The organism is Desulfuromonas sp. KJ2020, from assembly GCF_024197615.1.
GTDB lineage: Bacteria > Desulfobacterota > Desulfuromonadia > Desulfuromonadales > SZUA-540 > SZUA-540.
Genome location: NZ_JAKUKE010000003.1, coordinates 724,222 through 750,779, shown reverse-complemented (window position 1 = coordinate 750,779; position 26,558 = coordinate 724,222). Strand labels below are relative to the sequence as shown.

The following is a 26,558-nucleotide window of genomic DNA, read 5'->3' as shown; positions in this document are numbered from 1 at the left end:
TTCCTCCTTGATTTCAAGAAAAAGGTCAAATCACATAGAGCCAACTGAAGACGCCTGTTTGGCGTCATTATGAATTTTTTCCATCACAGACTTGAGTTCTTCAATTTTGATCGGCTTGTGAATGTATTCGAAGGCTCCGAGATTCATGGCCTCCAGATAAGACTCGACCCCACCATAGGCCGTAATCATGATGACATGGGTACTGGGGTAGAGACGGTTGAGTTCCTTGAGAAAGGTCAGCCCGTTCATTTCAGGCATATTGATATCGCTGATGACCAGGTTCACCCGACTGGACTTCAGGTATTCCAAGGCCTCCTGACCGTTGGGAACGCTGCAGACCTCAAACCCTTCCTGACTGAGCAGCTTGCTCAGGCCAATACGGGTATTCTCTTCATCATCAACAATTAGAATTCTTTTGATTTTTGATCCCACCCAAAATGCTCCCCTGCGTATTTTGCAGGTAAGTCTATCACGAGCTCTTGCCCTGTCAAGACGATGAAGCACACCGTATAGTTATTTATTGCCAAACAATTACAGGATGTTACAAAAAACAAAAGAGTCGCGGGGAAGGACCTCAGGCAGAGGTGGGCACCGTTTCTTGCCAGAGGCCGATCAAACGACTGACCAGGTCGACAAAACGGCCTTCGGCCCTTTTCCCGGCGGACAATACCTCCTCGTGCTGCAGAGGAGCGGAAGAAAGACCGGCGGCATGATTGGAGATGGAGGAAAGACCGACGACGTCCATGCCGAGATATTTGGCCATGATGGCTTCAGGAACGGTTGACATGGACACCGCATCGGCCCCGAGAAGTTTCATGGCGCGGATTTCGGCCGGGGTTTCGTAAGAGGGTCCCTGCACGGCGCAGAGCACCCCACGATGCAGCCGAATCTGGTGCTGCGTGGCGTATTCACGCAAAGGACGGTAGAGCGTATCCAGGTAGAGAGTCGAAAGATCGACAAAGGGATTGGGGAAGTTTCCTCGGAGCGGGTTATCCCCCATGAGATTGATGTGGTCGGCGATATACATAAAATCGCCAGGCTGGAAGGCGGGGTTGATGCCACCCACCGCATTGGTCAGCAGCAGTCGGGGGCAGCCGAGGACGTGCGCAATACGGGCTGGCAGGGACACCTGAGTGGCTGAATGTCCCTGATAAAGATGATAACGGCCCTGAAAAACCAGTACTCGCCAGCCCAAAAAGGTCCCGGCGACCAGCTGACCCGAATGGCCGGCAACCATGGCATCAGGAAAACAGTTAAATTTCCGATAGGGCCAGACGGCCGGTTCCTGGACGTGGTTAGCGAAGGCGCCCAGGCCCGAACCGAGGACGACAGCCAGATCAAAGGGCGCTGGGCCCTTTTCTGTTGCGACGGCTTCCTGGATTTGCCGACAATCCTCGAACATAGGCCCATCAATAGTGGGTAAAATCACTCCAGCACTTTCAGATGTTCTTTCGACAACTTGCCCAGTTCGGTATCGGGAATGAGCCGGATAACCTCGTTAAAGGCGGCAATGGCCGCATCGGTTTGCCCCAGCTTGACCTGGGCCAGTCCCATCTGATAGTGAGCCTGCGCGTAATTGGGGGCGATGGCCAATGCCTCACGATATTGGGCGACCGCTTCGGCCGTTTTATCCAGAGCGTAATAGGCCTCCCCCAACCCCAGATAAGCGGGAGCATAATTCATATTGGTGGCGATGGCCTCCTTGAAGAAGGTCACAGCCTGCAGATAGTCCCCTTTTTGAGAATAGGCGTAACCGATGCCCGAAAGCGGAACCTCGGGATTATCGAAATCAAGCCGGGAGGAGGTCGCCTTGAAGTAACGGATCGCGTCGTCCCAACGATTCATGTCGAGATACAGGGCGCCGAGGTTATTCAGAAAACGGGGAGCTTCATTGCTCAATTTGACGGCCTGGAGATAGCGCTGTTCGGCCTCGGGATAAGCTTCTTTGATGTGGAGCACCTGCCCGAGGGCCGCCTGAATTTCAGGATCTTTGGGGTTGATCTCTTCGGCCAGGCGAAATTCATTCATGGCCTGGCTCAACCGGTTCTCCCGCAAGTATGAGAGCCCCAGCATATAATGGGCCTTTGCTTCATCTCTCTGTTGTGGATTGATGCCGCAACCGGCAGCCAGAATCAGCCCCAGGACAATTCCCGTTAAAAGGATCTTCTTGATCAATGCAACCTCCTTAAAGGATCGGCAACGAAAACCGTCGATGCACGGTGGGCCAAAACCATCACAGGCCTTCGAATTCCGTCAACAGCTTCACCTTGCGGTAACGGTCTTCAATGTCGCTGTAGCGAAGGGAGCGCATACGGTCCAGACTGAAATCTTCGACGTTGAACGAGGCCATGACACTGCCGAACACGATCGCCTGGCGCAGGCCGGACTCCGTCAGGTTTTTGGTGGAGGCCAGATATCCCATGAACCCACCGGCGAAAGTATCTCCGGCGCCCGTGGGATCAAAGACGGACTCAAGCGGATAGGCCGGGGCCGCAAATACGGAATGTTCCCGAAACATGAGCACGCCATATTCACCCCGCTTGATCACCAGAGTCTCGGGCCCCATGGCCAGGATTTTTGCAGCGGCCTTCATCAGGTTGGGCTCGCCGGATAGCTGACGCGCCTCCCCTTCGTTGATAAGAAAGATATCGACGCGCTTGAGCGTTTCCAGGAGCGCGTCCTTCTTCCCCTCTATCCAGAAATTCATGGTATCGCAGGCCACCAGTTGGGGTTTTTCGACCTGCTGAAGCACCTGAAGCTGCAGTTCCGGATCGATATTGGCCAAAAAAACAAAATCAGCCTCACGGTGTACCGGCGACAACTGGGGGGCGAAAGACTCAAAGACGTTCAGATGGGTTTCCAGAGTTTGAGCCTCATTCAAATCGTATCCGTAACGTCCCTTCCAACGGAATGTTTCTCCTGAAACGACCTGCAGGCCGCTCAGATCAACGTTGCGAGAACGCAGAAACTCAAGGTGCTCGGACGGGAAATCTTCGCCGACCACGGCCACCAGCCGAACCTCGTCAAAAAAGCTGGCCGCGGTGGAAAAATAGGTCGCCGAGCCGCCAAGGACATCGTCCCCCTGGCCAAAAGGCGTTTCCACCGAATCAAACGCAACGGAACCTACCACAAGGATGCTCATTGTCACCTCTTTTACCCGGAAACTGTTCCATTTCCGGAGAATAATTCACTTCAAAGATACTTGCCCATGACCACCTGAAGCTTTTCCCGGGTCTTCGCCGGAATGATCTCCTTATTGGTCATAATGGCGAATTTCAACGCTTCACCACAGGCACAGGTCGGGGCAGCCGCCAGATTCCGCACGGCTTCCCGGATGATTTTGCGCGCCGTCTCGACGTTCTGTTTGACGATGGCCAGCACCGCCTCCACGGAAACGTCGTCATGCTCCTCATGCCAGCAGTCGTAATCGGTGGCCAGTGCCACCGTAGCGTAACAGATCTCCGCTTCCCGGGCCAGACGGGCTTCGGGCAGGTTGGTCATGCCGATGACATCGACCCCCCAGCTGCGGAAGACCTTCGATTCGGCCCGGGTGGAAAAATTGGGGCCTTCAATGCAGATGTAGGTGCCTCCCTTGTGCACCTGGGCACCCACAGTCACGGACGCCTGATGCAGAACGGCGGCCAGATCACCACAGACCGGGTCGGCAAATTGAATGTGGCCGACGACCCCGTCGCCGAAAAAGGTCGAGGCCCGTTTGCCCTGGGTGCGGTCAAAGAACTGATCGGGGATGACAATATGCCCGGGCACGATCTCCTCCTTCATGCTGCCGACGGCAGAGACGGAAATGATGCGACTGACGCCGAGTTTTTTCATACCGTAGATATTGGCGCGGTAGTTGACTTCCGAGGGCAGCAGGCGATGCCCTTCCCCGTGCCGGGGCAAAAAAACGACCTTGAGGCCTTCGAGTTCGCCCGTGATGAAATCGTGGGAAGGGTCGCCGAAGGGGGTTTCCACCCGGACGTTCCGCACCTTGGTGAGCCCTTCCATCTGATAGAGGCCGCTGCCTCCGATAACGCCGATGACAGGCTGGGTCATAATCATCTCCTTCTGCTGAAATAATTTGTCGTCTTCAATCAATAAAAATCAGGCTTTATCGTCAAGTCGCCCCTTGAGCTGACCACAGGCCGCCGAGATATCCTGTCCCTTGCTGGCTCGCCTGATGGCGACAATGTTGCGATCAAGCAGATAGGTCTGGAAAGCCTCGATCTCCGCCGGCATCGGCGCCTTGAAATCCGAACCGGCATGCTCGTTAAAAGGGATCAGATTGACCTTGGCCTTGATCCCGTGCAGCAGCTTGACCAGACGTTTGGCGTCGTCGAGGCTGTCGTTGACGCCACGAATCAGAATATATTCAAAGGTGATGCGCTGATGGGGTTTCAGGGGATAGGCGCGGCAGGCGGCCATCAGCTCTTTCAGCGGGTAACGGCGGTTCACCGGCATCAGACGATCACGCACCTCGTCCGTGGTGGCATTGAGGGAAACCGCCAGGTTGACGGGAATGCGTTTGGCCAGTTCAAGCATCTCAGGAACCAGGCCGCAGGTCGACAGGGTCACCTTGCGGGTACCGAACCCCATGCCGTCATCCAGGTAGAGAATTTTTAAAGCGTCCACCACGTTATCCAGATTATGCAGGGGCTCGCCCATACCCATCAGGACAATGTTGTTGACCGGGCCATCCTTGGCAACAGCACAGACCTGATTGACGATTTCTGCTGTTTCCAGATTCCGGCTAAGGCCAAAGGTACCGGTCAGGCAGAAGGCGCATTGCATGGCGCAGCCGACCTGGGTGGAAATACAGACGGTGGAACGGTCGTTTTCCATGGGGATGCGGACGGATTCCACCGTCTGCCCGTCGGCAAGGCGAAAGAGGTATTTTTTGGTGCCGTCACTGCTCGTCTCCGTGACCTCAGGGGTCCAGTCGGAGATATAGGCCTTTTCGGCCAGCTGCTCCCTGAGATCCTTGGACAGGTCGGTCATTTCGGCAAAAGAGGTTACACCGCGTCCGTAAATCCAGCGAATGATCTGCCGGGCGCGAAATTTCTCCTTGCCGAAAGCGGAAAGAAAATCGACCAAGGCCTCAAAGGTTAAACTTTTAATATCAATGCGTTGCGGCTTATCCATGAAGTTCTTTAAAGAGATTGGGTCTGATACGGCAAGGTAAAAAAAAGCCCCCGGGATTGTACCCGAAGGGCTTTTTTTAAACAAGGAACAATTGGGCCGGCCGCCAGCCGGTCTCAAGGTTGACCATCAGGATATTAGAGCAGTTCCAGGCCGGAGAAGAAGTAAGGGATCTCGAAGGCGGCCGTTTCGGGAGCGTCGGAACCGTGCGTCGCGTTCTCGCCGATAGAGGTCCCGAACTCCTTGCGCAGGGTGCCCTCGGCGGCTTCGGCCGGGTTGGTAGCACCCATGAGGTCACGCCACTTCTTAATAGCGCCAGCGGCCTCAAGAACCATAACCACGCAGGGACCGCTGCTCATGAAGTCGGTCAGCTCGCCGAAAAAGGGGCGCTCTTTGTGAACGTAGTAGAAACCTTCGGCCTCAACCTTGCTCATATACAACTTCTTGAGGCCAACGACCTTGAAGCCCTCGGCATAGATGCGGGCCAGGATTTTACCGGCGTTGCCGGCAGCGAAGGCGTCGGGTTTGATAATGGCGAATGTTCTTTCCATGTCTGTATTTCCTCCATTCGGGTTGTTGACGGTACTGAAAACGTGACCTTTTAGCATTCCCCTTGGCCGCTGTCAAGCTCTTCAGCTCTTCGGCACCCACCGACTCCCTGTCTCACTGGAACTCGACCTTGTAAAAGAGGTCGGCGCCGCTGACCGTTCCCATTTCGGTTTCCAGCTGCCAGCGCCTGGAGATGTCGTAACGCAGACGCACCTCGTTGGTCTGGGTAAAAAGGGAATGCCCCAGGCTGATGTAGAGGCGGGGGCTGAGATATTTGCCGATGGTGACCATGGAGGTCTCCACATCGCCGTTGCCGGCCTGGATATCGAGCACGTCAAGGCCGAAACGGCGACGTATCTTGTCCTGCAGTACGGCGGACTCCCCCTTGGTCAGCAAAGCGCCGGCCGCCAGCATAAGGGCACTGGAATCGCCCCTTTCACCCTCCAGGGGGCGTCCCAACACCACGTAGGAGAGGATATCCGTGTCCGGCATGAGAGGGTCCGAATAGAGTTTCACCACGGGCGCCCTTGGGGTCCCGGTGATCTGCACCCCGGCCTTCACTTCGCCGACATGGCGCAGGGCCAGAATATCCAGCGAAGGCTGATCGACCGGTCCGCCGCCGAACACGATACTCCCCCGGTCGATATCCAGCCGCAGTCCATAAGCGGCGTAGGCGCCGTCCACCACCGAGATCTGTCCCTGGGCCGTTATCCGATCCAGCCCCTGCATTGTAACCGTGACCGCGCCCTCCAGGCGAGCATCTACCCCGCCGACCTTCACCAGGGCACGATCTCCCAGAACAAACCGGACCCGGCCATCCACCTGCCAGGGACGGATTTCCTTTCCTTTCGCTTCCTGGCCAACAATGACCACATCGTGGCTGGCTCGCAGGGTAGCCGGCGCCTGCCGATCAAACACGAGGATCTCCGGCACCTGGACCTCTCCCGTGACGGAAGTGCGCCCCTGAGACCCGGTGACAACCAGATCGGGACTGGCCTTCACGCGAAGTTCAGGCAGCCGGATGACCTCGAAACGGTTACCTTGCAGCGAAAAGCGATAGTCCGCCAGGCGCCACTGCTCCAGTAAAATCGTGCCCTCCCCCGCCAAGGTGCCACCCCCGGATTCGCAACGGAACGCCACGATATTTATGCGCCGGCCATCAAAACGGACCCGCAGGTCCACATCCTTGACCTGGATGCCGGCGGCCGGCACATAGGCTCCACCTCCTGTCAGCCCCACCTGCCCCGTCAACTGGGGCGCCAGCCAGGTTCCGCCCAGACGCAGGTCCAGCTCGACCTGCCCCTGGGTTTCCTGAATCACCCCGGGCATAACGGCGGCCAGCAAGCCCTCTTCGCGAGCGGATACGGCCAATTCTCCCCGCAGGGGCGCTTCCTTTTTCAAGCTTGTCGGCAGCCTGGCCCCAAGCGGGATGCGAAAAGTGCCGTGTCCCTGACCCTGCTCGGCCAGGGCAAGAGACACTTCGCCCTGCAGATGTTCTTTCTGCCAGGTCAAGGAGAAACGGGACTCACGCAGCGGCACCGACACCAGTCCCTGTTCATCATGATATTGCAGTAGACCATCGTGGATGGCCGCCGAGGCCGCCAGGTTCAGCTCCCAGCCATCCAACCAGCGACCACGAACTTCGCCCGACAGGGTGCCCTGCAGGTCCATGCCGAGGGGCAGGTAGGGCTGCAACGCGATCAGGTCAAGGTGACTCCACTCGATGGCGACCTTGCCCTGCCTCGGAAAGGTGAATGGTTTTCTCGCCTGTTCCTGCTCTGACTCGAGATGAGCGGTCAGTCTGCCGCCTTCTTCAAACAGGACATCGCCCTCAAAAGCGAAGCGGCGGGAATCCCACACCAGCCCCAGGGAGGCGGCCCGGGCCTCCAGGTGCAGATCGCCCAGCAGGAAGCTGCCGGAAAAATCGTTCGTGCCGTCCAGCACCAGACCGGATTCCTCACCATAACGCCCCTGCAGACGTCCGGACAGGATGGCGTCCGTCTCCAGCGGTTTCAGTAGCAGAGCAAACTGGTCGAGATGAACATCCTGCCAGGTCAGGGTAAAGTCATAGTCCGACGGTAGCGAAAAGCTTGTCGGCTGCCGGGAACGAATCTGGGCCGAAACCTTCCCCTCAGGCAGCAGAACCAGACCCTCACCCTGCAGACCGGTGGAGTTCCAGTCCGCATCGATGCGGATGTCGCGAAACTCCACCCGTTGTCCTTTTTGTGACAGCGCTCCGGCTGTTTCGGTGTGCAGAAGGACACGGCCCGCCTCCGCACCGAAGCGTTCAAGACGCAGCGAGCCCGTGCTTTTCCCGGCGAGCTCCAGATCCTTTGACCAGACATTGAGCAAGGCCAGATCCAAGCTCTGCCATTGCGCCTGAGACGAAATAACCAGCGGAGATACTTCGACGGTTCCCCCGATCTCGACCCTTCCCCCTTGCGGGCTGGTCAAAGCCAGAGGGGTGAGTCCGAATTCTTCCCTGGACCAATGAAATTCGGCCCGATCCTCAAGATCCCAGGTGCCGGCCTCGGCATCCTCCCAGCCCAGGCGATGAACAGTGGCCCGCCAGTGTTTCTCGGCATAGTTTCCCATCAAAGCCAGAATCCCCTGCCCCGTCGGCCAGCGCAGCTCTGCGCGCCCTTCATGCCGGGCCAGATCGCCCTGCAGCGTCGCTCGCAGGCCGTCGAAAGCCAGGCTTCCATAGGCCAGTTGAGCTGTTTCCAGGGCGACGTTAAAGGGAGCATCGCGTTCGAAGCGGGACAAGGAAAGGTCCAGCCCGTCTACCTCAAGGCCATAGCCTGCCAAACGAGAAGACCGGATGGCCAGGGTGCCGAAAGGCTGACCAGCACGCCAACCGACCCAGCCGGTTATGCCTCCCTGCTCAATTTCAACGGGGAGCAGAGTCTGCCCTGCCGAGAGCGCCACGGACACATCGATGCGTTCCAGAGACTCTCCCTGCAGGCGAACGTCCGCTCCCTGCCCCTCCAGACGAAGAAAAAGGGCCTGAAGATTTCCCTTATCGATATCGAGGCGGGTGTCAACCTCCACAGGGCCAGCCGGCCATGATGGCCCGATGTTGGCCGGGTTGAGAGCGTCAGCCTGCAGCTCCGCACGAAGGCTGAAGCCCTGACCCCACCCGAGGGCCAGGTCGCCGGCCACCTCGCCCTCGAGCCACCGCCCCCGCAGATCACGAATAAAAAGGCCCTCCGTGTCGCCTTCCACCTTGCCGGCCAAGGCAACCTCCTCCCAGGCAGGCCGGTTGTTGGCGAGGTCAAACCGTCCCGAGTAGCCGGACAGGGAGCCCTGCAGGGATAGCTGGCCGGACAAGGAAGTGGCATAACCCAGGTCCGGCGTGAGGTCCCAGGCGGTCAGCTGCAGATCGGTCTCCAGCCAGGGCTCGCTCTCGGCGAAGCGAAGTTCGGCGCGCCCCTCGGCCTGACCGGTGTGCTCCCCTTGCGTCAGGATCCAGTCCTCAAAAAGAAGGTGGTCGGGAAAGAGAGACAGGTTTCCATCCAGCGCCCCGACAGGCCGCTCGCCAGCGGCGGCGGTCAGTTCCAGCCGGACCGCCAGCAGGGCATCGTTCACGGTGATGGGCAGCAGGGAAAGACTCAGGCGGTTCACCTCATGAACAGGCTGGGGCAATTGCACCTGCAGAGATCCTTCGAGGGAGGGCTGCAGCAGTCCGGCGTGGACAAAACCCTGGAGACGGCCGACGCTGCTATCCAGATCCAACTGCTCCAGGGCCACCTTTCCCCTGTCCAGCCCCAGCCGTGCCCGCAGACTACCGGCCAAAATTTCTTGTCCGGCGCGTTCAAAGGCAACATCCTGCAACCCCAGATGGTCAATCCGGACTTTAACTCTTTTGAAAAGTTTGGGGAAATCGGGCCATCGCAGGACAGTAGGGCCATCAGGAGAGACTCGTTCCTTTTCCGCTGCCGGCAATCGGATCACGGCCTGCTTCAGAGCCAGCGTGGTCAGATGAAGTCGGCCAACCAGAAGGTCACGGGGCTGCCAGTCCAGCTGAAAAGCGGCGGCTTCGATCTCACCATCAGCCCAACGCAGCTGAACTTCCTCAAGGACCAGGTTGTCGGTCAGGCTGCCCTGAAGGTGCTTGACCTGCAAATCGATCGCGCTCGAACGGGCGGTCAGGCTCAGGAGCCAGGACGCACCGGCCGTGGTACGAAGCAGCCAGAAGGCGAACACCAAAATCCCTGCCATGAGCAGCAGGACGAGAGACAGGAGCACTTTTTTACGGATCGACATTACCATCCGACCCCCAGACTGATATGGAAACGGTAACCGGGGTCATCCACGCCGACCTGACGGGCGACATCCAACCGCACAGGCCCTACGAGAGTGTAGCGGCGCACCCCGATGCCGACGCCCTGGGCCCAGGTGATGCCCGTAAGGGTGTCATAGGCGTTGCCCGCGTCATAAAAAACGGCCACGCCCCAATTTTCGAACAAGGCCCGCTCCAGTTCCAGACTGCCGACAAGCAGATGCTTGCCGCCGACAACCTCTCCTTCCGAATCGACCGGCCCCAGGGACTGATAGCGGTAGCCGCGGACGCTGTTGTCGCCTCCGGCGAAAAACCGCAGGGAGGCGGGTACCTCCTCAATCGGGTCCTTCTGCCAGGTTGCCGCACCTTCTACCCGGGCAATCAGAGAAAGGCGAAACGGCAAGGGCCTCAAGACATTGGCCCGAATCCACCCCTGCAGCAGACTGGTATCTGACCCGAAACTATCGTGAGCGCCGCGGATTTCGGCCCGCAGATGAAATCCCTTGCGCGGTCTGACTGTATCGTCATAGCGACGGGCTGAATACCGCAGGCCGGGAATGACCATGCGGGAGCGGGAATCTTCGCCGCCGATGGTGTAATCTTCCTGCAACAGGCGCAGGAAGACCGAGCCGAGACGTCCTCGTCCCAGGGCATAGACCCGCTCGCTCTCGGCAAAGATGGAGCGCGTGGTATAGGTGTCGATATCCTCGCGATCCACACCAAGACGGAAAACGGTGTGCGCCTCCTTGTTGCGATAGCTGGGGATCGTATAACTCGAGGTCAGAAATTGCTTATATTCGGCGATCATCAGATCGGCGTTCAGTTCATGGCCAAGATGCAGACTGTTCACGTCCTTGTATTTCAACGTGAAGCGGGCGCCGGAATCCGTGCCGTAGCCAACCCCGGGGCGCAGCCGCTGACGGGGCGAGGGAGTTAGTTGGATATTGACCGGCACCCGCTGATCCACCGCCGCTTCCAGTCCGGGCGTGATGACCACCTCCCGAAAGCGGTCCGAATCCAGAAAGTTCAACTGGGTCTGCCCCAGCTTTTCATAGGAAAATACGTCGCCCGGTTTGAAGGCTAAGTAGCGGTGGAAAAAACGTTCAGGGAAGTTGGGGGCGCCTTCAAAAAACACCAGGCCAAAATAGGTCAGAGGGCCTGTTTCGAGCACCAGTCGGATATCGGCGGCATAGCGCGTTGGATCGACCCGAATTTCGTGCAGGCGATAATCCGCCTGCAGATAACCGCTGTCAATGGCCCGAGCCTTCAGGGCCCCCTTGCCCTCTTCGTAGAGATCATGCCGAAGCGGGTCGCCCCGGCGCAGCGGGAATCGGCGCAGTAACTCCTTAAGACGCCTGTCGTTGGCGCCCGCCCCCTCCAGCACCAGATCCACCGATTCGACCAGAACCGGTTTCCCCGGAGCGATCCGTACATTCAAAACAAGGCCCTGGTCATCTTCGACCGTATCGGCGGTGATTAGCGGCGAGTAATAGCCATAGGGCTCCATGGCCTTGCGTACCTTGTCCGGCACCTGTCCGACAAAGTGGTTCAACCAGCGCCGATCCACCTGGCCATTACGAATCAGGCCCGTCGGCAGGGCCAGAGCCGCCTCGACGTTCTGCAGTATCTCCCCTTCAACCCCGGAGACCTTTACACGCAGGGGTTCGGCCGCCGCTACCGGCCTCGGCAGCCAGAGGAAAGGCAGACAGAAAAAGAGAAGAACAGCTATTAGATGAAAGCGACTACGCAAACGCACACCTAGAAAGAGAAAATCCGTTGTCCGTATCCAGTCAGAATATCCAAGGGGCACCACCGAGCCTTACCGCTGCGAACCCTCCCCTGCATGCATACACCAAGGCCAATACAGCGTAAAGCACCAAAAAGCCCTGCCCGCCCCTTGTCCAATTTTCCATAGGCAAAAAAAATTTTTTGTCTATAATGGCCGCCATGTTGACGCGAATTTTATTTCTGTTGCTGGTGACCACCCTGGCCTTCCCCCTCTCGGCTCAAAGCTGGTACCCCCGTTTGGTCGAGGACTCCTACATCACTTCTCTGGATTCCCCCCAGATCGTCGGGAAAAATCGGCCCTATTATCTGGGACCTGACGAAGACCTCATCCGGCTGGCATGGCGAGGCGGTCTGGGCTACAAAGCCTTGCTTCACGCCAATCCCGGCGTGGACCCTTGGCTGCCCAAACCCGGCACCGAAATCACTCTGCCCTACAGCATGATTCTCCCCGCCGGACTCACCCCGGGTATTACTATTAATCTAGCCGAACTGAGGCTTTATTTCATCTGGGAAGAAGACCGTCAGCTGCGCATTCGGGCCTATCCCATTTCCGTTGGAGCTGAAGGCCTCGATACGCCTGAAGGACTGTTTTCCGTCAAAAACCGCGTGCAGAACCCCTCGTGGACTGCGCCGGCGTCCGTGCGGGAAGAACGGCCCGACGGTCCTTTGACCATACCGCCGGGTCCAGAAAATCCGTTGGGGGATTACTGGATTGGTCTTTCCATCCCCGGCTATGGAATCCATGGCACCAACAAACCCCTTGGCGTCGGTCGTCGCGTCAGTCATGGCTGCATCCGGCTCTACCCCGAGGACGTCAAAGACCTGTTCCCTCGGGTAAAGGTCGGTACGCCGGTTCGCATCATCTATCAGCCCATCAAGATGGCCGTTCATGACGGTGTTCTCCTGGCAGAAATCCACGACGACTTTCTTGAACGAGTCGAAGATCCCCTGAACGAGTCCCTTCGCCTGCGGCACGCTCTCGACTGGAAAGGCCCTATCGATTGGCCGGAACTGGAAAAGGCCCTGCAGGAAGCGCGCGGCATTCCTCTCCCAATTTCCAGCCCAGCTGAGTCCTTCGCTCCTCTCGTTCTGGACGCTAAAGTCAGCTACTGACGTCCTAAAAAAGATTGACGGGTTTTTCTTAAGCCACCTCCCTTTTGGAGGTGGCTTTTCTATGCACTTCTTCTGGAGGTTTCATGCCCTGCCTGAGATGAGGTGTTTCAGGTGGTTATTTGCTCCTGACAGGCCGTTATACAACATAACGAGTTTCTTAATGACTGGAAAAGCGTGGGAACAATATGGTAGTATTTAATCCTACCCTGCAAATTGGAGGCGAACATGCGAACCACCCAAAAAATGAGCATCACACTGCCTAACGAGATGGCGGACATGGTGAAAAAAAAGGTACGGGCCGGCGAGTACGCCAGTGACAGCGAAGTCATACGAGAAGGACTGCGGGCTCTTATGGCACGTGATCGCGCCGTTGAGAACTGGCTGCACAATCAAGTCGGACCTTCCTACGATGCGCTGAAGGCCGATCCATCTCGTGCCGTCACTATTGACCAAGCGCGTGCCCGACTGGCCGCCGAGTACACTAAAACACGATGAGTTATCGCGTCATCTTTACTCCTGAGGCCGTGGATCAACTTGCTGCCCTGTACCACTACATTGCAGAAGCGGCCTCTCCCGAAATTGCAGCGCAATACACCGAGGCAATCGTGAGCTACTGTGAGAGCCTACATACGTTCCCACATCGTGGCATAATGCGCGATGACGTGCGTCCAGGCTTACGTATAACCAATTACAAGAAACGTACAGTGATCGCTTTCCATGTTGACACCGATCTGGTTTCAATTATCGGCGTGTTCTACGGCGGCCAGGATTACGAAACAATCCTGCCAGAAAAAAACTCTGGCGACAGCAACCCTGGGCACTAAAACGCTTAGCAAAAGTTGGGTTTATGTCGCCTTTTTCAAAAGCGGCAACAACCTTTCTTCCGCTTTTTCATTGCAGTGTCTATAAATAAGTCTCCTCGATGTAAACTTATTTCAGGATGAGACAAAAACATCAAAAAAAGCGGAGACCCGTAGCAACGGATCTCCGCTTTTTTCTTTAATCAATCAGTAAAACCGAATTACTTTTTAAGGCCCATTTCGAAGGCTTTCAGAGCCTTGTCAGCGCTGTCCTTAGCCTGATCGGCGCTGGTCTGAGCAGCAGTAGCGGCAGCTTCAGCGCGGGCAGCGGCGGCGTCAGCCTTGGCAGCAGCGGACTCGGCGCGGGTAGCGGCAGCCTCAGCCGTCTGTGCCGATTGAGAAGCCGACTTGCTGGCCTGAAGGGCCTCGTTCATCAAATCTTTGTCTGCCTGAGAGAGTTGTGCGGAGCAACCAGTCATGAGAAGCATTCCCAGTCCTGCTGCGCCCAAAGCCATTTTGAACTTGTTCATGTCATTCCTCCTTTTAAATTTTTGGCTACATGGAACTGCTATAAATTAAGCAGGTTCTGAGCGCCTGTCAATGACTAATTAAGATTAATTTCTGAAAAAACCCTACCCCATCCTGCTTCTTTCGGTGAAAATCAGGGGCGCGCCGGTCCCTCCAGCAAGGAGGCCCCAGAGCGTTCGACCATGCCACGGAGCATTCCTTTGAAGACAGGCACATGGAACGGGTAGACCAGATACCAATAGATAATGCCCCCCATGCCGCGAGGGAGGAATCGAGCGGTTTGACGCAGTTCGGTCTTCCCATCGCCGAAGCTTTTCAAGGAAAACTCCAGAACCGCTTCACCGGGCAGTTTCATTTCCGCCACCAGCAACAGAGACCGAGGAGGATCAACGCGCTGCACACGCCAGAAATCAATCACATCACCAGGCAGGATGTCTTCATCGTTCCGACGACCACGACTCAACCCGACACCGCCAATCAGCCGGTCTACAATCCCACGCACCCCCCACAACCAGTCAGCATAGTACCAGCCGGTAGAGCCGCCGATGCGCCGGATGAAAGGCCAGAGGTTATCGGGATTCCCCTCGACCACGACACGCCAGCAGTCTTCGTAATACGTTCCCCCAGCCCATTGGGGATCGCCAGGATCGCTCCATTCCGCCGGAAGCATATCGCCAGCTTCCCGCCATGAACTTTCCACCGCCTGCTGCTTCACGCGTTCCAGAGCCAGGCGAATCGCCTCACGGCAATCCAGCAGAGTCTGCGGCACAAGGGTTCGGATATCGTCATTCCGGCAGATGACCGGATTACGCAGGCCCTCGGCCAGGGGGCGCGCCAAGGCCGCCGGCACCGGTGTCACCAGATGAATCCAGTAAGAACTGAGACGGGGAGTAAGAACAGGAACGGGCAGGATGAGGCGTTTTCGCAAGCCGGCCTCTTCCGCGTAGATCTCCATCAGGCGCCGGTAGGTCACCACCTCTGGCTGTCCAATATCAAAAGTCTTGTCCAGAGCCAGTGGGTTATCAAGCACCCCCATGAGGTAGGTGAGCACGTTCCGGACCGCAATAGGCTGACAGGGCGTATCAATCCAGCGCGGTGTGACCATGACGGGCAATCGATCCACCAGGTAGCGTAATATTTCGAAAGAGGCGCTGCCGGAACCGATCACCATGGCGGCGCGCAGCACCGTCACCGGTACGTCACCTCGCTGCAGAATAGCGGCCACCTCGTGCCGGGAGACAAGATGCTGGCTGAGATCGGCGGATTCTTCTCCCAACCCCCCCAGGTAAATGATCTGCTGTACCCCGGCCAAACGCGATGCTTCTACCATATTTTCCGCTGCCAGACGGTCGGCCGAACCGAAGCTTTTGACTTTCGGGTTCATCGAATGAACCAGATAATAAACCGCCCGGCATCCGGACAGAGCCCGCTTCAAATCCGCCGGATTAAGCACATCCCCTTCCTCAACCTCCAGGTTCGGATGGTGTCCCCACGCGCGCTGCCCTATTTTTTGCGCAGACCGCGCCAGAACCCGTACGCGATGGCCCGCTTTCAACAGCCGCGGCACCAGGCGGCTACCGATATAGCCTGTCCCTCCCGTGACCAGGACAGGCCGCTGATCCTTATGTCCCGACATGACACTTTCCTCGCGATTACCCACAGTTTCAGTCTGCTTAAGCCACAGGGGGTGCCGGTAAAAAGTCTTGGCATTAATAGACCGTGCTGATAGTATACAGACGCTTTAATCCTGAGGTCGAAGGCCTCTGTCTTCCCCTACTAAAAGCCGCATAAATCACACATTTTAAATCTGGAAAGATTTTCTATGACGTTTTTTCGGGGCATGAGCATCCAGAAAAAACTGACCGCGATCATGATGGTCACGGCAGGGGTCGTCCTTCTGCTGACCACCGTCGCCTTTATGGTCACGGAAATTGTATCCTACCGGCGGGCACTTGTCGCCAATGTTTCTTCCGTCGCCGAAATTATCGCGGCCAATGCGCGCATGCCCCTGAGCTATCAGAATCAGCGCCTGTTGAATGATACCCTGGCCGCCCTCGACTCCGAAGCCAGCATCCGCGAAGCCTATATTTTCGACCAGAAGAACCGACCCGTCGCCCAGTTTGTCAAAGACCGTGAGAGCCTGAAATTTCTCGGCTTCACCGAAAATTCGCCACAGCACACCCGTCGGCTGGAAACCGCTATCGAAAGGGGCGAGGCTCACCACTTCTTTTCGTCCAACGGTCTCTCCGCTTTCACTCCTGTCATTCATGACACGACGCGCATCGGCATGATCTACCTCCTCGCCGACCTCGATTCCCTTTACAGCCGCCTGCTCTGGTTCGCCATCGCCGGTATCGGTGTGATGGCGCTGTCTATTTTGGCGGCCTATTTCATCGCCTCGCATTTGCAGGCGCACATTTCCCAGCCCGTTCTGGATCTGGTGGGGAAAATGCGGTCGACCTCTGAATTTCAGATGGATCCCATGCCGGGAGGCACGCGCAAAAAGGACGAGCTCAAGCTGCTCGACGCCGGTTTCAGTCATCTTCTGCAGCAACTTCAAGAGCGCAATGCGGAGCTGGTTAAACACCAGGAAGAGTTGGAAGACCAGGTTCGCCAGCGCACGGCCGAACTGCAGGCGGCCAAGGATCTGGCCGACAACGCTAACGAGGCGAAGTCGCGCTTTCTCGCCAACATGAGTCACGAAATCAGAACTCCCATGATTGGCGTTCTCGGGATGACCGACCTGCTGCTGGGTACAACGCTGGATGCCAACCAGAGAAGCCTGGCCCAAACCGTCCATCATTCCGGCGAAACACTGCTGGCCATTCTCAACGACATTCTCGACTTCTCCAAGATCGAAGCCGGCAAACTCGAACTGGAAACCATTGATTTCAATCTGAGGGAAGCCATCGAAGAAGCGGTGGAATTATTCACCGAGAAGGCTTATTCCAAAGGGGTGGAATTGGTCAGCCTTATTCCCATGACGCTCCCGCAAAGGGTTGTCGGTGACCCGACCCGGCTGCGACAGGTGCTCTTCAACCTCATTGGCAATGCCGTCAAATTCACCGAGCGCGGCGAGGTGGTGGTCGAACTTGAGCTAGACAAAGGCCGCGGCGGCAACACCGGCATCCGCTTCAGCGTCAGCGACACGGGGATCGGTATCGACGAAACCGCCAAGGCACAGATCTTCGATTCCTTCTCGCAGGCGGATTCCAGCACCAGTCGCCACTATGGCGGCACCGGGCTGGGCCTGGCCATTTCCAGGCAACTGGTCGCCATGATGGGCGGCGAAATCCTGCTGGACAGCGCCCCGGGCCAAGGATCGACTTTTTCCTTTACCCTCGACCTCGATATAGAAGATCAAAGGCTGGACGTATGCAGTGCAGCACTACCGCACCTGCCGGACAATACAACGGTTCTCGTTATCGAGCCCAACCCGACCCAGCGCCGCGTCCTGACCCACTACCTGCAGAGCCTGGGTTGCGACGTGGACAGGGTCGCCACCCACGCGGAAGCCAAAACCCTGTCAGCCAAGCGCACCCTCATGGGACATCCCTACACCCTGACCATTATGGGCTGCTGTTCAGGCAAAGACACCGAAGGGACCTTTGAACAGATTCGCCTTTTGCGCCAACAAACGGCCTTGAAGTCAAGCAGGGCTCTTTTGCTCTGCCCTCCCGTCAGCCCCTGCCTGCAGGACAACCGCTGGGAAACCTATTTTCAGGCGATCATTTCCAAGCCCGTAAAATTGGCGAGCCTCGCGCAGGTCATCGATGACGTCCTCCACGACAGAACGGCGATGCCCCACCAGTCCATCCCCCAAACAGCCTCTTCGGCACCTGGGGAAGAACCACTCGTTCACCCGTTGGGGCGTATTCTGCTGGCCGAAGATACGCCGGCGACCCAACGTCTGATCCAGATCATCCTCAACAAGATGGGCTACGAGGTCACCACCGTGCCCAACGGCGAAGCCGCAATCCAAACTCTCGTCGATCAGGACTTCAGTCTTGTCCTCATGGATTGCCAGATGCCGATCATGGATGGTTATACGGCGACCCGGCACCTGCGCGCCATGGATATCAAGACGCCGATCATTGCCCTGACCGCCGACGCCCAGATCGAGAACATCGACCGCTGCAAAGAAGCCGGCATGGACGACTACCTCGCCAAGCCCTTCCGTCAGGCAAAACTGCTGGAGGTTCTCGGCAGATGGCTGCCCGAAGAGGCTGCGCAGGCCGAAAAAGAGGCCTCCGCCATCCCAAGGATTTAATTCTTTGGGTCGCTCTATCCACCTCATGTGTTTTTAAATGGTCCGGAGTTTTGCCCCATGGCCAAAACATCCAAATTGATTTTTTCCACCCTGGCGGTCTGCGTCCTTCTGATGGCGCCCCTCGTTCTGGCGATACAGACCCTCGACAAGAAAGGGTCCGCATCGGTTCAGATTGACGAAGCCCTTCTCGCCGACCTGCCTGCGGGCGCCGATTCCCTGCAGGTCACCGTCAAAGGTTGGGGGTTCGACCGAGATACCCGCTTCTCGTTTTATCCGGACTACAGCAACAAAGGCGCTATCATCGGGACGGCTTCCACCTGGGGAGCAGCCAACGCCCTGGTCATCCGGGGTGATACGGCGTTTGTAGCGGTCGGCAAACAGGGGCTGCAGAGCTTCGACATCAGCAATCCCTCAAAATTGCGGCCCTTGGGAGCCGCTCCCCTTGTGGGAGACAATCCTTCGGCCTGGGACCTTTCCCTTGTTGGGGATATCGCCTATGTCTCTGCCGGAAAAGGCGGAATACAGTTATTCGACATCAAGAATCCAACCCGGATCATCCCATTGGATGTCGTCCATCTGCCGGAACCAACCTTCGGCATTGCCACCACCCCGAACCTGGCGATTGTCGCTAGCGGCAAAGCGGGATTGCACTTTTTCGACATTCGCAATTCACGACCTCCCCGCCTGCTCGCACAACTCGATCTTCCCGGTCATGCCTTCGATGTCGTCATAAATGGTCACTTTGCCTACATCGCTGACAACAAAAATTCTTTGCATATTATCGACATTACCAACCCAGCCAACCCCATTCTTCTCCATTCGGTTGAAACACCGGATAAATGTTTTGATGTGGATTACGCCGATGGAAAGATCTTTATCGCCGGAAACCGTGCGGGCCTGCATATTTTCGATGTTTCCGATCCAGTCAATCCCAAGTGGCTCAGCAGTACCGACACCAGGGGAACAGCCTTTGGCATCCGGGTGTTCGGCCATCAAGCTTTTGTATGTGAAGGGACCAACGGTCTAACAATTTATGATGTGACCAACGCCAGAAACCCTCAACTCAAGGGGGGGTGGGACACACCGGGTAACACCCGTCAGATACATCTTGCGGGTGGGGCAGCCTTTTTGGCCGATGGCCATGAGGGTATTCAGGTTCTGGACATTGATAGCGCCACGACACCCCTGATCGACGTTTATCCCGCCCGAAATGCGAGTGTAAGCGAATCAGGCGGGCAAAGAGAACATTTGCTCTTTAGCAGCCGAAAGAACCTCCTGGAAGTGTTGTCACCCAGCGGGTCTGCCCCCTTTAAGACCATTGGCCACCTGGCCTATGAGACCGACCTGGTCACCACTATTAACGACCTGAAAGCACAAAACTCGCTGCTTTACGCCGCCGACCCGACCTACGGTATCCACATCTACGATACGACCAACCCCAGCACTCTGAAGAAAATCGGCGGGCTTTTGACGACGGGCAAGACGCAAGCCCTGGCGCTGACCGATCACACACTCTGTGTGGCTGACGGCCCAGGCGGACTTTTGCTGGTGGACGTCACCGATCCCCAAGCTCCTGTAGCGATTGGACCGCCACTTGCCCTGGGAACAACCACCGCTATCGCCGCCCGAACGGGTTTGGCGGTGGTGGCCCTTGACGAGGCTGGCCTACGGGTGCTCGACATCAGCATCTCCCTCCTCCCAAAAGTCATCGCCTCCATTGACATTCCAGGCAACATCCGCGACCTCATCCTTACGGAGAAATATCTTTATGTGACGGTCGAGTCCGAGGGTCTTCATATTATCGACATGGGTCAACCCCACCGACCACAACATCTGGCCACTCTCAAAACGCCCGGAGCGGCCATGAAAATGGATCTTTTTGAGAATACGATTTTTCTGGCCGGCGGGTCAGCGGGTCTGCAGATTATCGACGTCCATGATCCAGTGAGCCCCCGCCTGCTTCAGTCGATTCCGACTAACTTCAAAGGTCAGGCGCTGTCTGTGGCCGTGGTTTGGCCTAACATTTACGTCGCTGGCGAAAACTTTGAAAGAAACGACCACCTGTTGTGCCTCAAACTGAATTCCCATTTTGAGGAGATATCACGTCTATTGATTCCCGCCAACTCCTTCAGTTCCACCTGCCTGGCCAGGAATGAAACAAATCTTTTCATGGGGGATGCGACCTGGGGAATCCAGTCTTTCGATATCAACGAGAAAAACCTGGGGGATCTCTTGTTTTCCCACTCAGCCCTAAGGCTTTCCAAGAGAATCGTTGCCCAAAACGACCTCGTCTATCTTCTCTACCAAACGGGTGGAATTGTGGTGGTCGATATCAGCAACCCTGAACACCTGCGAGTAAAAGAAAAAGTTCCTTTATGGCTTGAAACTCCTGTCGAAATGGCCGTGGAGAAACAATGGCTTTATATCGTTGACCGGGAGAAAGGCCTGTTGATTCTGGATGTCTCGGACTTGGAGAAAATCAGGGTGGTCAGCACCCTATCGACACCGGGGCAAGCCTCGGGCGTTGCTGTTAGCGGCGACCACGCGTTTATTGCCGACAGTTCGGAAGGATTGCTGATTGTCGATGTGAGCGACCATTTGAATCCACAGGTCGTTTCCTCCGTCAAGCTCCCTTGGCCGCGGCGGGAGTTTGCCTTCGCCATGGGTGTGGCACTGGAGGACTCTTTTGCCTATGTGGCCAATGGCCCGGAAGGCATGATGGTGGTGGATATATCCCGCCTCGATAAACCTCGTATCGTCAGCACGTTTAATACGCAGGGTTTTTCCAGTTGGGTGACCGTAAAAGATCGGAGGGCTTACCTGGCCGACAATAAAGCCGGCATTCATGTTCTGGATGTGTCAGATCCTCACAATCCTGTCAGCACCGGTACCATAGACCTCCCAGGAAATGCCAGAAACGGTGTCATACGACAGAACGAGGGCTTTTTCACCAGCGTGGAAGCCGGTCTGATCAGGGCGCGGCTTCCGGCCTCGCCACTGAAAACGCAGATTATCAACCCAAACACCGCCAAGCTGACCTTGCCGTATCCGGGCAAAGAAGGCCGTTACACTCTGCGCGCCTACAACCGCGGGTCTTTCTCCGAATTGCACGGAGGCCTCGAATTGACGGGAACAGCTTCGGCAGCCCCTGTCCTCAGGGCCGATCTTTCCGCTCCCTAGAAAAGATACTCGATCCCCGCCCAGATCTGGCGGCCCAGTTCGTATTCGTCCTCGGCATCTGCCACGTAGACCTTTTTATCGAACACGTTGTAGGCCTCCAGGTTGAACACCAGAGTCTGCTGCTCGGATACGGCCGTCTGCCAGCTTATTTTCCAGTCGAAAATCGTCGAACTCGGGCGTTTGACGTCTTCGTAGACCGCCACCACCTCGGGCGGCGCCCCCTCTGGAAAGCTGGTGGTTTGTCGTCCCACATACCCGCTGCGGTACTTGGTGACGTTGGTGAAGGTGAAACCGGCGGGCAGGGTCTTCACCAGGGTCAGGTTGCCCACCCATTCACGGTTGAAATCTGCCCTGGGCAGCTCCCAGAGAAACAGGACATCCCCGTTGTACAGCACCTTCTCATAGGCGTCATCCTCTTCAAATCGGTCCCCATAGCTTTCATTACTCGAAGTGCTGTCCTGCCAGGTCATATTGAAGTTCAGATAATCCCGACCCCACCAGCGTTCCCAGGCCAGGCTCGCTTCCTGGTGAAAGCTGCGGCCGTTGTTATTCCATTCGGAATAGACATAGCCGTTTTCATCCTTGGAGTTGATGGTCAATGCCAGCAAGTCCCGCCCCTTGCGCTCCAGATATTCCAGCAGCAGCCTGCCGCCGAGAAGAGCCTGATCGATACCGGCCGTCCACTCGTCGACATAGGGAGTATCCAGATGGGAAATCTGTGTGGCGGGAATAACCGTAGGCTCTTTAAATATCCATTCCTGCGGATGAAAATCGGCGTCCAGCGTGGTGCTGCGGGTCCAGGCGGTGCTGGGTTTCTTACCTGCCGCCAGTTTATGGGTCAGAAAGGTCTGACCGTAGTAACGGTTAAGGCCACCGAAAAGAATCGTCTGCCCCTTCCCGAAAACATCTACCTTCAAACGCAGGCGGTGACCCAGGTCCCAGTTTTCCAGATAATCGTTGTAGGAGAGATGCGCGCCCGGTCGGAAAGCCAGGCGGCCAAGAACCATTTCATCTTCAGCGTAAAAAAAGTACTGGTTGAGGCTGGCCCGGACATGATCCTGTTCGTAAATGTTTTTATTGATCATGAACTGTTCGCCAGTGACGCAGTCTACTTGGCCCTCTAGACAGACGACCTGATCGTTGACACGGCTAAAGGTGTAGCGGGTAGTGGTGTCAGGACGATCATACTCGGCGGCACTATGGGAAAAGCCCAGACCGATGGCGCTATAATGTGTGGTCCCCAAGAGGCGGAAAGGCTCAAAGGCGAGATGTGCATTGCTTTCCCAGGTATCCAGAACGGTGTCGATATCTCCATTGCCGCCTTCTTTACTGAAATTGGATCCAACCAGGCTGCCCCAATCCTTGGTCGGCTCCGTCATGTACCAGTTGAACCAGTCTCGAGGCGCCCGACGACTGTTGCGACTCGACCGATAGCCCGCGTTGATTTCCAGCCCGCCAAAAGCAAAGATCCTCTCCAGCGTGCCTGAAAGTCCCGAGCCACCCCCCTTTATCGTATAGCTGCTGTCCCGGGTGTCTTTCAAAAAATAATCGGCTTCATAGGGGGCGTGAGTCGCCGTAAGAGACAGTATGGTTTCGGGGGATATCTCCAGCGCGTATTTGAGAAAGAAATTTTCGTTTTTGCGGTATTGCTTTTCAGGTTCCGCAAGGTGGGTCAGATTAATCGATGCGTAGGCCTGCTGGTAGGCAACCAGGAGCCCCATCCGGCTGTTGATCGGCAGGTCCAGGGAAAAGCCCCCTTCGTGCTTGGAAAAACGCGGCTGCATATCTTCCGAGGTGGATTGGGTGAAATCTTCTGCGTCAGCGGGATCCAGGTGAAATTCGGTCCAGGCCGACCGGGTAGTGCGATAATACAGATCCCCACCGAACTCCTTGGCCGGATCCCGGGTTTCCGCTTCCACCACGCCGCCGGTAAAACCACCGTAACGAGCCGACACATTACTGCGATGCACGGTGACGGACTCCAGCAGACGGGGAGAGAGAAAGAGTTCCTGGGGATGCCCGGGAACATTCGTAATATTGTTTGGTAATAAAAACTCAGGATCCAACAGACTGTTGTTCCCCAATCCGTCAATCTGAAAATTATTGTCGTAAGGCCGCCCGCCGGAGATGGAGACTTTTGGCGGAGCGATTTCACCGCCAGTAAACGATGAATTGGCTTCTTCGCTGTACTGGATTCCGGGTAGGATGCGCAACTGTTCTGTCAGGGTGCCATCGCCGGTGGGGAGGTTCTCCAGAAGTTCACTGTCCAGAGTCGTCGTGCCCGCCTCGACAGGAGCCACGGCCACACCGATCACGGTCACCCGTGAAAGTTCGGGTATAGCGTCATCAGCGACAGGCTCATTCGAGGTCGACTCGGCTTGACTAGAATCGGCACTAGCGGCCTGGGCCCACAGGCTGGAAGTCCCCATGGCCAGAGTTAAAAACAAGGCAATACCCAACGAAGTGACTATCCTTAAAAGGCTATTCGTCTCCACGTACAATCCCCCTAAACACAAAAATCAAGATTTGCATTCTTTCAGCTTACAAAACAAGGACTTATCGTATACAATAAGGCACCTTGGATAAAGGATTAACACTCACAGGCATGATTATTTATCCCTCATATGGCAGGCCTTATTAGCTGGATCTACTTATTAAAGCAAGCCTACCTGATCTAGAATAGTTAATCTAAAATATAAATATTTCCATGGAACCCATTATTTTCGAATGATATTTTTCACTCATCCAGCCTTTGCAAACATCTCATGAAATACATGAGCAAAACAGCCTTGATATTCTGGACAGGTGTTGCCCTGGCGCTTCACGCCGCCCTATTGCTGGTTCCGCCCCCCATCTCGCGGGTGCAGCCCTTGGAGGACAATATCGAGGTCGCCTTTCAAACCCTGCCGGTCGCGGTGGTGAGCGAGCCGACCCCGGCGGCCGAGGTTCACCCCGAAGCTCCTGAACCAGATCCCCAGCCCCCTGCCCTGACTCCGAAAAAGCCAGCCATCAAGCCTCCCGCACCGCAGCCTCTGCCTGTAAATGAGGTGGCTGAAAAGTCGGTGCTTCCCAAGCCGAAACCGGCCCCAGCCCCCCAGCCCAGGCCAGAACCATCGACGGAATCTGCCAAGGAGGCTACCGACAACACCCTCGTGGCGACTCAACCGCCAAGGGTCAACAAAGAGGCAGACAAACCTCCGTCTGCTCCCGCCAACGCCCTGGTCGAGGCGGTGCCGGTCTATGCTGAAAACCCACCCCCCAGCTACCCTCGCCTGGCCCGGGAACGAGGCTGGCAGGGCGAAGTGCTGCTGCGGGCCAGGGTGAGTCGAGGTGGTCGCGTCCTCCATGTTCAGGTGGAAGAGTCCTCGGGATATGGCCTGCTCGATCGTGCCGCCGTCAAGGCGGTGAAAAGCTGGCGTTTTCGTCCGGCCCACCGGGGCGACCGGGCCGTCGAAGCCGAGGTTCGCCTGCCGGTTCGCTTCCAGTTGCAACCCTCCTAACCCCCAAACATTAGCAACCTTTCACCCTAGCCAGATCCCCAATCTCGGTGGGTGAAAACCCCCACCATTCGTTAAATGCCACACCTCGGTATGGCATTTAACACATTGCCAAACTTCTTGAAATTAAAGGCAACTCATTTCAAAACAGCGTTCTTCTCGCCTGCCGCCATTTCCTACCCGCCAACTAAATATTTCTTTTCACCCCCAAACCCTTGTCCTCTCGCCATCATACAAAAATCCATAAGGTGCAATCTTTAGCAGGTGGCATGGCAATTGGCATTCTTTATGCTCATTAGAAAGCCAACGCGACACCAATCCGGTTTTCAAAACACATTGGGTGAGCTAACCATGATGCGAGCATTCAACCACACAAGGACCAAATCACCGGCGCTGCTGCAGTGCCTCCTTGGTGGCTGTTTCGCCGCAGCTCTGTCGCTGTCCCCTTCGATGGGCCTTTGCGACGCCAAGGCCACCTACATGTACAAACTTTCCGACTTCAGCGGCGAAGTACCCTCCCTGTGGGCCCGGGTGGCGGTCAACCCGGAACTGGGTGAAGTCTACGCCCTCAACCGTGAAGATTCCGCCATTCAGATCTACAACAATGAGGCCATGCAGATCTTTGGTTTCGGCGAAGAACTGGGGCTCTCTTCCGCCCTGGATATCACCTCGGGTCAGAATGGCGATCTCTACGTGCTCTACAGAAATCCCCTCAACCGCATCCTGCACCTCGACTACAAAGGGGCTCCTTTAGGCGAGATCATGCCTCGCGACCTGCCCGATACCGTTCGCGGCTTTCAGGGTAACTTCATCATTCTTAAAAACGGCAACTTCTACCTGGCCGACTCTGAAGCCATGCAGGTGCTCGTCCTTTCCGCCGAGGGGCAATACCAGCACCACATCGACCTGCGGCAACTGCTAGCAGAGCAGATCAACAAAGCTCTGAGCCAGGCCGACCTGCGCACCTCACAGGAACGCAAGCTGCAAGATGACTTGAAAGCCTTGAGCAGCGCCGAGATTAACGGTTTCGCCGTGGGAAATCAGGGAGAGATCTACTTCACTGCCGCCACCCTCTTTTCCGCCTTCCGCTACAACCTGGACGGTACCCTGGGTCAGTTTGGCGTATCAGGCGGCGCCGTAGGCAAGTTCGGCGTCATCTCCGGCATCGAGGCGGACGCTGCCGGCCGTATTTATGTGTCGGATCGCCTGCGCTGCGTAGTGCTGGTCTTCGATAAGGATTTTCAGTTTGTGACCGAATTTGGCTATCGCGGGGCTGCACCGCAAAACCTCATTGTTCCCGACGATGTTGCCATCAACGATCAAAACGACACGGTGTATGTGTCTCAGGCAGCCAACCTGGGGGTCAGTGTGTACAAGCTCCAATTTGACACGAACTGATCGCTGGGGCTGCC

Annotated in this window: 19 protein-coding genes; 7 read left to right on the top strand and 12 right to left on the bottom strand. The window is 56.5% G+C overall.

Going from position 1 to position 26,558, the window contains the following annotated elements; translation table 11 throughout:
• Positions 1–30 precede the first annotated feature (30 nt).
• From MJO47_RS11820 to MJO47_RS11780, 9 genes are all read right to left on the bottom strand, one after another.
• Positions 31–432, bottom strand: a complete 402-nt coding sequence (locus MJO47_RS11820; RefSeq protein WP_253961329.1) for a response regulator — start codon at positions 430–432, stop codon at positions 31–33.
• Positions 433–574: 142 nt separating this feature from the next.
• The gene (locus tag MJO47_RS11815; RefSeq protein ID WP_253961328.1) at positions 575–1,402 is read right to left on the bottom strand and encodes a purine-nucleoside phosphorylase; all 828 of its coding nucleotides are present in this window, start codon (positions 1,400–1,402) and stop codon (positions 575–577) included.
• A 23-nt stretch (positions 1,403–1,425) separates the two neighbouring features.
• Positions 1,426–2,175 carry a lipopolysaccharide assembly protein LapB gene (locus tag MJO47_RS11810; RefSeq protein ID WP_253961327.1) on the bottom strand — a complete coding sequence of 250 codons (750 nt, stop codon included), beginning with the start codon at positions 2,173–2,175 and terminating at the stop codon, positions 1,426–1,428.
• 58 nt (positions 2,176–2,233) lie between these two features.
• On the bottom strand, positions 2,234–3,142 hold the full coding sequence (locus MJO47_RS11805; protein ID WP_253961326.1) for a PfkB family carbohydrate kinase: 909 nt from the start codon (positions 3,140–3,142) through the stop codon (positions 2,234–2,236).
• 50 nt (positions 3,143–3,192) lie between these two features.
• Positions 3,193–4,056 carry an S-methyl-5'-thioadenosine phosphorylase gene (gene mtnP / locus MJO47_RS11800; protein ID WP_253961325.1) on the bottom strand — a complete coding sequence of 288 codons (864 nt, stop codon included), beginning with the start codon at positions 4,054–4,056 and terminating at the stop codon, positions 3,193–3,195.
• Positions 4,057–4,104: 48 nt separating this feature from the next.
• Positions 4,105–5,142: a 23S rRNA (adenine(2503)-C(2))-methyltransferase RlmN gene (gene rlmN, locus MJO47_RS11795; RefSeq protein WP_253961324.1), complete on the bottom strand. Its 1,038-nt coding sequence runs from the start codon at positions 5,140–5,142 to the stop codon at positions 4,105–4,107.
• Between the two features lie 134 nt (positions 5,143–5,276).
• Complete coding sequence (ndk, locus tag MJO47_RS11790) at positions 5,277–5,690, bottom strand: nucleoside-diphosphate kinase (RefSeq protein WP_253961323.1); 414 nt, start codon at positions 5,688–5,690, stop codon at positions 5,277–5,279.
• A gap of 112 nt (positions 5,691–5,802) precedes the next feature.
• The gene (locus MJO47_RS11785; protein ID WP_253961322.1) at positions 5,803–9,960 is read right to left on the bottom strand and encodes a translocation/assembly module TamB domain-containing protein; all 4,158 of its coding nucleotides are present in this window, start codon (positions 9,958–9,960) and stop codon (positions 5,803–5,805) included.
• On the bottom strand, positions 9,954–11,720 hold the full coding sequence (locus tag MJO47_RS11780) for an autotransporter assembly complex family protein (RefSeq protein ID WP_253961321.1): 1,767 nt from the start codon (positions 11,718–11,720) through the stop codon (positions 9,954–9,956). Before MJO47_RS11780 ends, MJO47_RS11785 begins: the two co-directional genes overlap by 7 nt.
• Positions 11,721–11,917: 197 nt before the next feature.
• On the opposite strand from MJO47_RS11780, the gene MJO47_RS11775 reads away from it, so the two are divergent.
• The 3 genes from MJO47_RS11775 to MJO47_RS11765 all read left to right on the top strand — a co-directional run bounded on the left by MJO47_RS11775 (position 11,918) and on the right by MJO47_RS11765 (position 13,695).
• Positions 11,918–12,871, top strand: a complete 954-nt coding sequence (locus tag MJO47_RS11775) for a L,D-transpeptidase family protein (RefSeq protein WP_253961320.1) — start codon at positions 11,918–11,920, stop codon at positions 12,869–12,871.
• A 225-nt stretch (positions 12,872–13,096) separates the two neighbouring features.
• Entirely contained in the window at positions 13,097–13,366 is a 270-nt protein-coding gene (locus tag MJO47_RS11770; protein WP_253961319.1) for a type II toxin-antitoxin system ParD family antitoxin, read from the top strand.
• On the top strand, positions 13,363–13,695 hold the full coding sequence (locus MJO47_RS11765) for a type II toxin-antitoxin system RelE/ParE family toxin (protein WP_253961318.1): 333 nt from the start codon (positions 13,363–13,365) through the stop codon (positions 13,693–13,695). The genes MJO47_RS11770 and MJO47_RS11765 overlap by 4 nt, the downstream gene beginning before the upstream one ends.
• Before the next feature lie 197 nt (positions 13,696–13,892).
• On the opposite strand, the gene MJO47_RS11760 is transcribed toward MJO47_RS11765, so the two are convergent.
• Complete coding sequence (locus MJO47_RS11760) at positions 13,893–14,201, bottom strand: hypothetical protein (protein WP_253961317.1); 309 nt, start codon at positions 14,199–14,201, stop codon at positions 13,893–13,895.
• A gap of 131 nt (positions 14,202–14,332) precedes the next feature.
• The gene (locus tag MJO47_RS11755; protein ID WP_253961316.1) at positions 14,333–15,835 is read right to left on the bottom strand and encodes an SDR family oxidoreductase; all 1,503 of its coding nucleotides are present in this window, start codon (positions 15,833–15,835) and stop codon (positions 14,333–14,335) included.
• Positions 15,836–16,021: 186 nt separating this feature from the next.
• Between MJO47_RS11755 and MJO47_RS11750 the strand changes: the two genes are divergently transcribed.
• Together MJO47_RS11750 and MJO47_RS11745 are read left to right on the top strand one after the other, a co-directional pair.
• Complete coding sequence (locus MJO47_RS11750) at positions 16,022–18,469, top strand: response regulator (RefSeq protein WP_253961315.1); 2,448 nt, start codon at positions 16,022–16,024, stop codon at positions 18,467–18,469.
• A gap of 57 nt (positions 18,470–18,526) precedes the next feature.
• Positions 18,527–21,649: an LVIVD repeat-containing protein gene (locus tag MJO47_RS11745; RefSeq protein ID WP_253961314.1), complete on the top strand. Its 3,123-nt coding sequence runs from the start codon at positions 18,527–18,529 to the stop codon at positions 21,647–21,649.
• On the opposite strand, the gene MJO47_RS11740 is transcribed toward MJO47_RS11745, so the two are convergent.
• Positions 21,646–24,108, bottom strand: coding sequence for a TonB-dependent receptor plug domain-containing protein (locus MJO47_RS11740; RefSeq protein ID WP_253961313.1), 2,463 nt, complete (start codon positions 24,106–24,108; stop codon positions 21,646–21,648). The two genes, MJO47_RS11745 and MJO47_RS11740, sit on opposite strands and share 4 nt — an antisense overlap.
• A gap of 315 nt (positions 24,109–24,423) precedes the next feature.
• Between MJO47_RS11740 and MJO47_RS11735 the strand changes: the two genes are divergently transcribed.
• A complete protein-coding gene (locus MJO47_RS11735; RefSeq protein WP_253961312.1) occupies positions 24,424–25,149 on the top strand; it encodes an energy transducer TonB in 726 nt (241 codons plus the stop codon).
• 348 nt (positions 25,150–25,497) lie between these two features.
• On the top strand, positions 25,498–26,544 hold the full coding sequence (locus MJO47_RS11730; protein WP_253961311.1) for a 6-bladed beta-propeller: 1,047 nt from the start codon (positions 25,498–25,500) through the stop codon (positions 26,542–26,544).
• Positions 26,545–26,558 lie beyond the last annotated feature (14 nt).

Bases quoted from the DNA above. Each gene is read 5' to 3' on its own strand.
- MJO47_RS11815 (WP_253961328.1), bottom strand. From the start codon at position 1,402: ATGTTCGAGGATTGTCGGCAAATCCAGGAAGCCGTCGCAACAGAAAAG.
- MJO47_RS11805 (WP_253961326.1), bottom strand. From the start codon at position 3,142: ATGAGCATCCTTGTGGTAGGTTCCGTTGCGTTTGATTCGGTGGAAACG.
- mtnP (WP_253961325.1), bottom strand. From the start codon at position 4,056: ATGACCCAGCCTGTCATCGGCGTTATCGGAGGCAGCGGCCTCTATCAG.
- rlmN (WP_253961324.1), bottom strand. From the start codon at position 5,142: ATGGATAAGCCGCAACGCATTGATATTAAAAGTTTAACCTTTGAGGCC.
- ndk (WP_253961323.1), bottom strand. From the start codon at position 5,690: ATGGAAAGAACATTCGCCATTATCAAACCCGACGCCTTCGCTGCCGGC.
- MJO47_RS11785 (WP_253961322.1), bottom strand. From the start codon at position 9,960: ATGGTAATGTCGATCCGTAAAAAAGTGCTCCTGTCTCTCGTCCTGCTG.
- MJO47_RS11775 (WP_253961320.1), top strand. From the start codon at position 11,918: ATGTTGACGCGAATTTTATTTCTGTTGCTGGTGACCACCCTGGCCTTC.
- MJO47_RS11770 (WP_253961319.1), top strand. From the start codon at position 13,097: ATGCGAACCACCCAAAAAATGAGCATCACACTGCCTAACGAGATGGCG.
- MJO47_RS11765 (WP_253961318.1), top strand. From the start codon at position 13,363: ATGAGTTATCGCGTCATCTTTACTCCTGAGGCCGTGGATCAACTTGCT.
- MJO47_RS11760 (WP_253961317.1), bottom strand. From the start codon at position 14,201: ATGAACAAGTTCAAAATGGCTTTGGGCGCAGCAGGACTGGGAATGCTT.
- MJO47_RS11755 (WP_253961316.1), bottom strand. From the start codon at position 15,835: ATGTCGGGACATAAGGATCAGCGGCCTGTCCTGGTCACGGGAGGGACA.
- MJO47_RS11750 (WP_253961315.1), top strand. From the start codon at position 16,022: ATGACGTTTTTTCGGGGCATGAGCATCCAGAAAAAACTGACCGCGATC.
- MJO47_RS11745 (WP_253961314.1), top strand. From the start codon at position 18,527: ATGGCCAAAACATCCAAATTGATTTTTTCCACCCTGGCGGTCTGCGTC.
- MJO47_RS11735 (WP_253961312.1), top strand. From the start codon at position 24,424: ATGAGCAAAACAGCCTTGATATTCTGGACAGGTGTTGCCCTGGCGCTT.
- MJO47_RS11730 (WP_253961311.1), top strand. From the start codon at position 25,498: ATGATGCGAGCATTCAACCACACAAGGACCAAATCACCGGCGCTGCTG.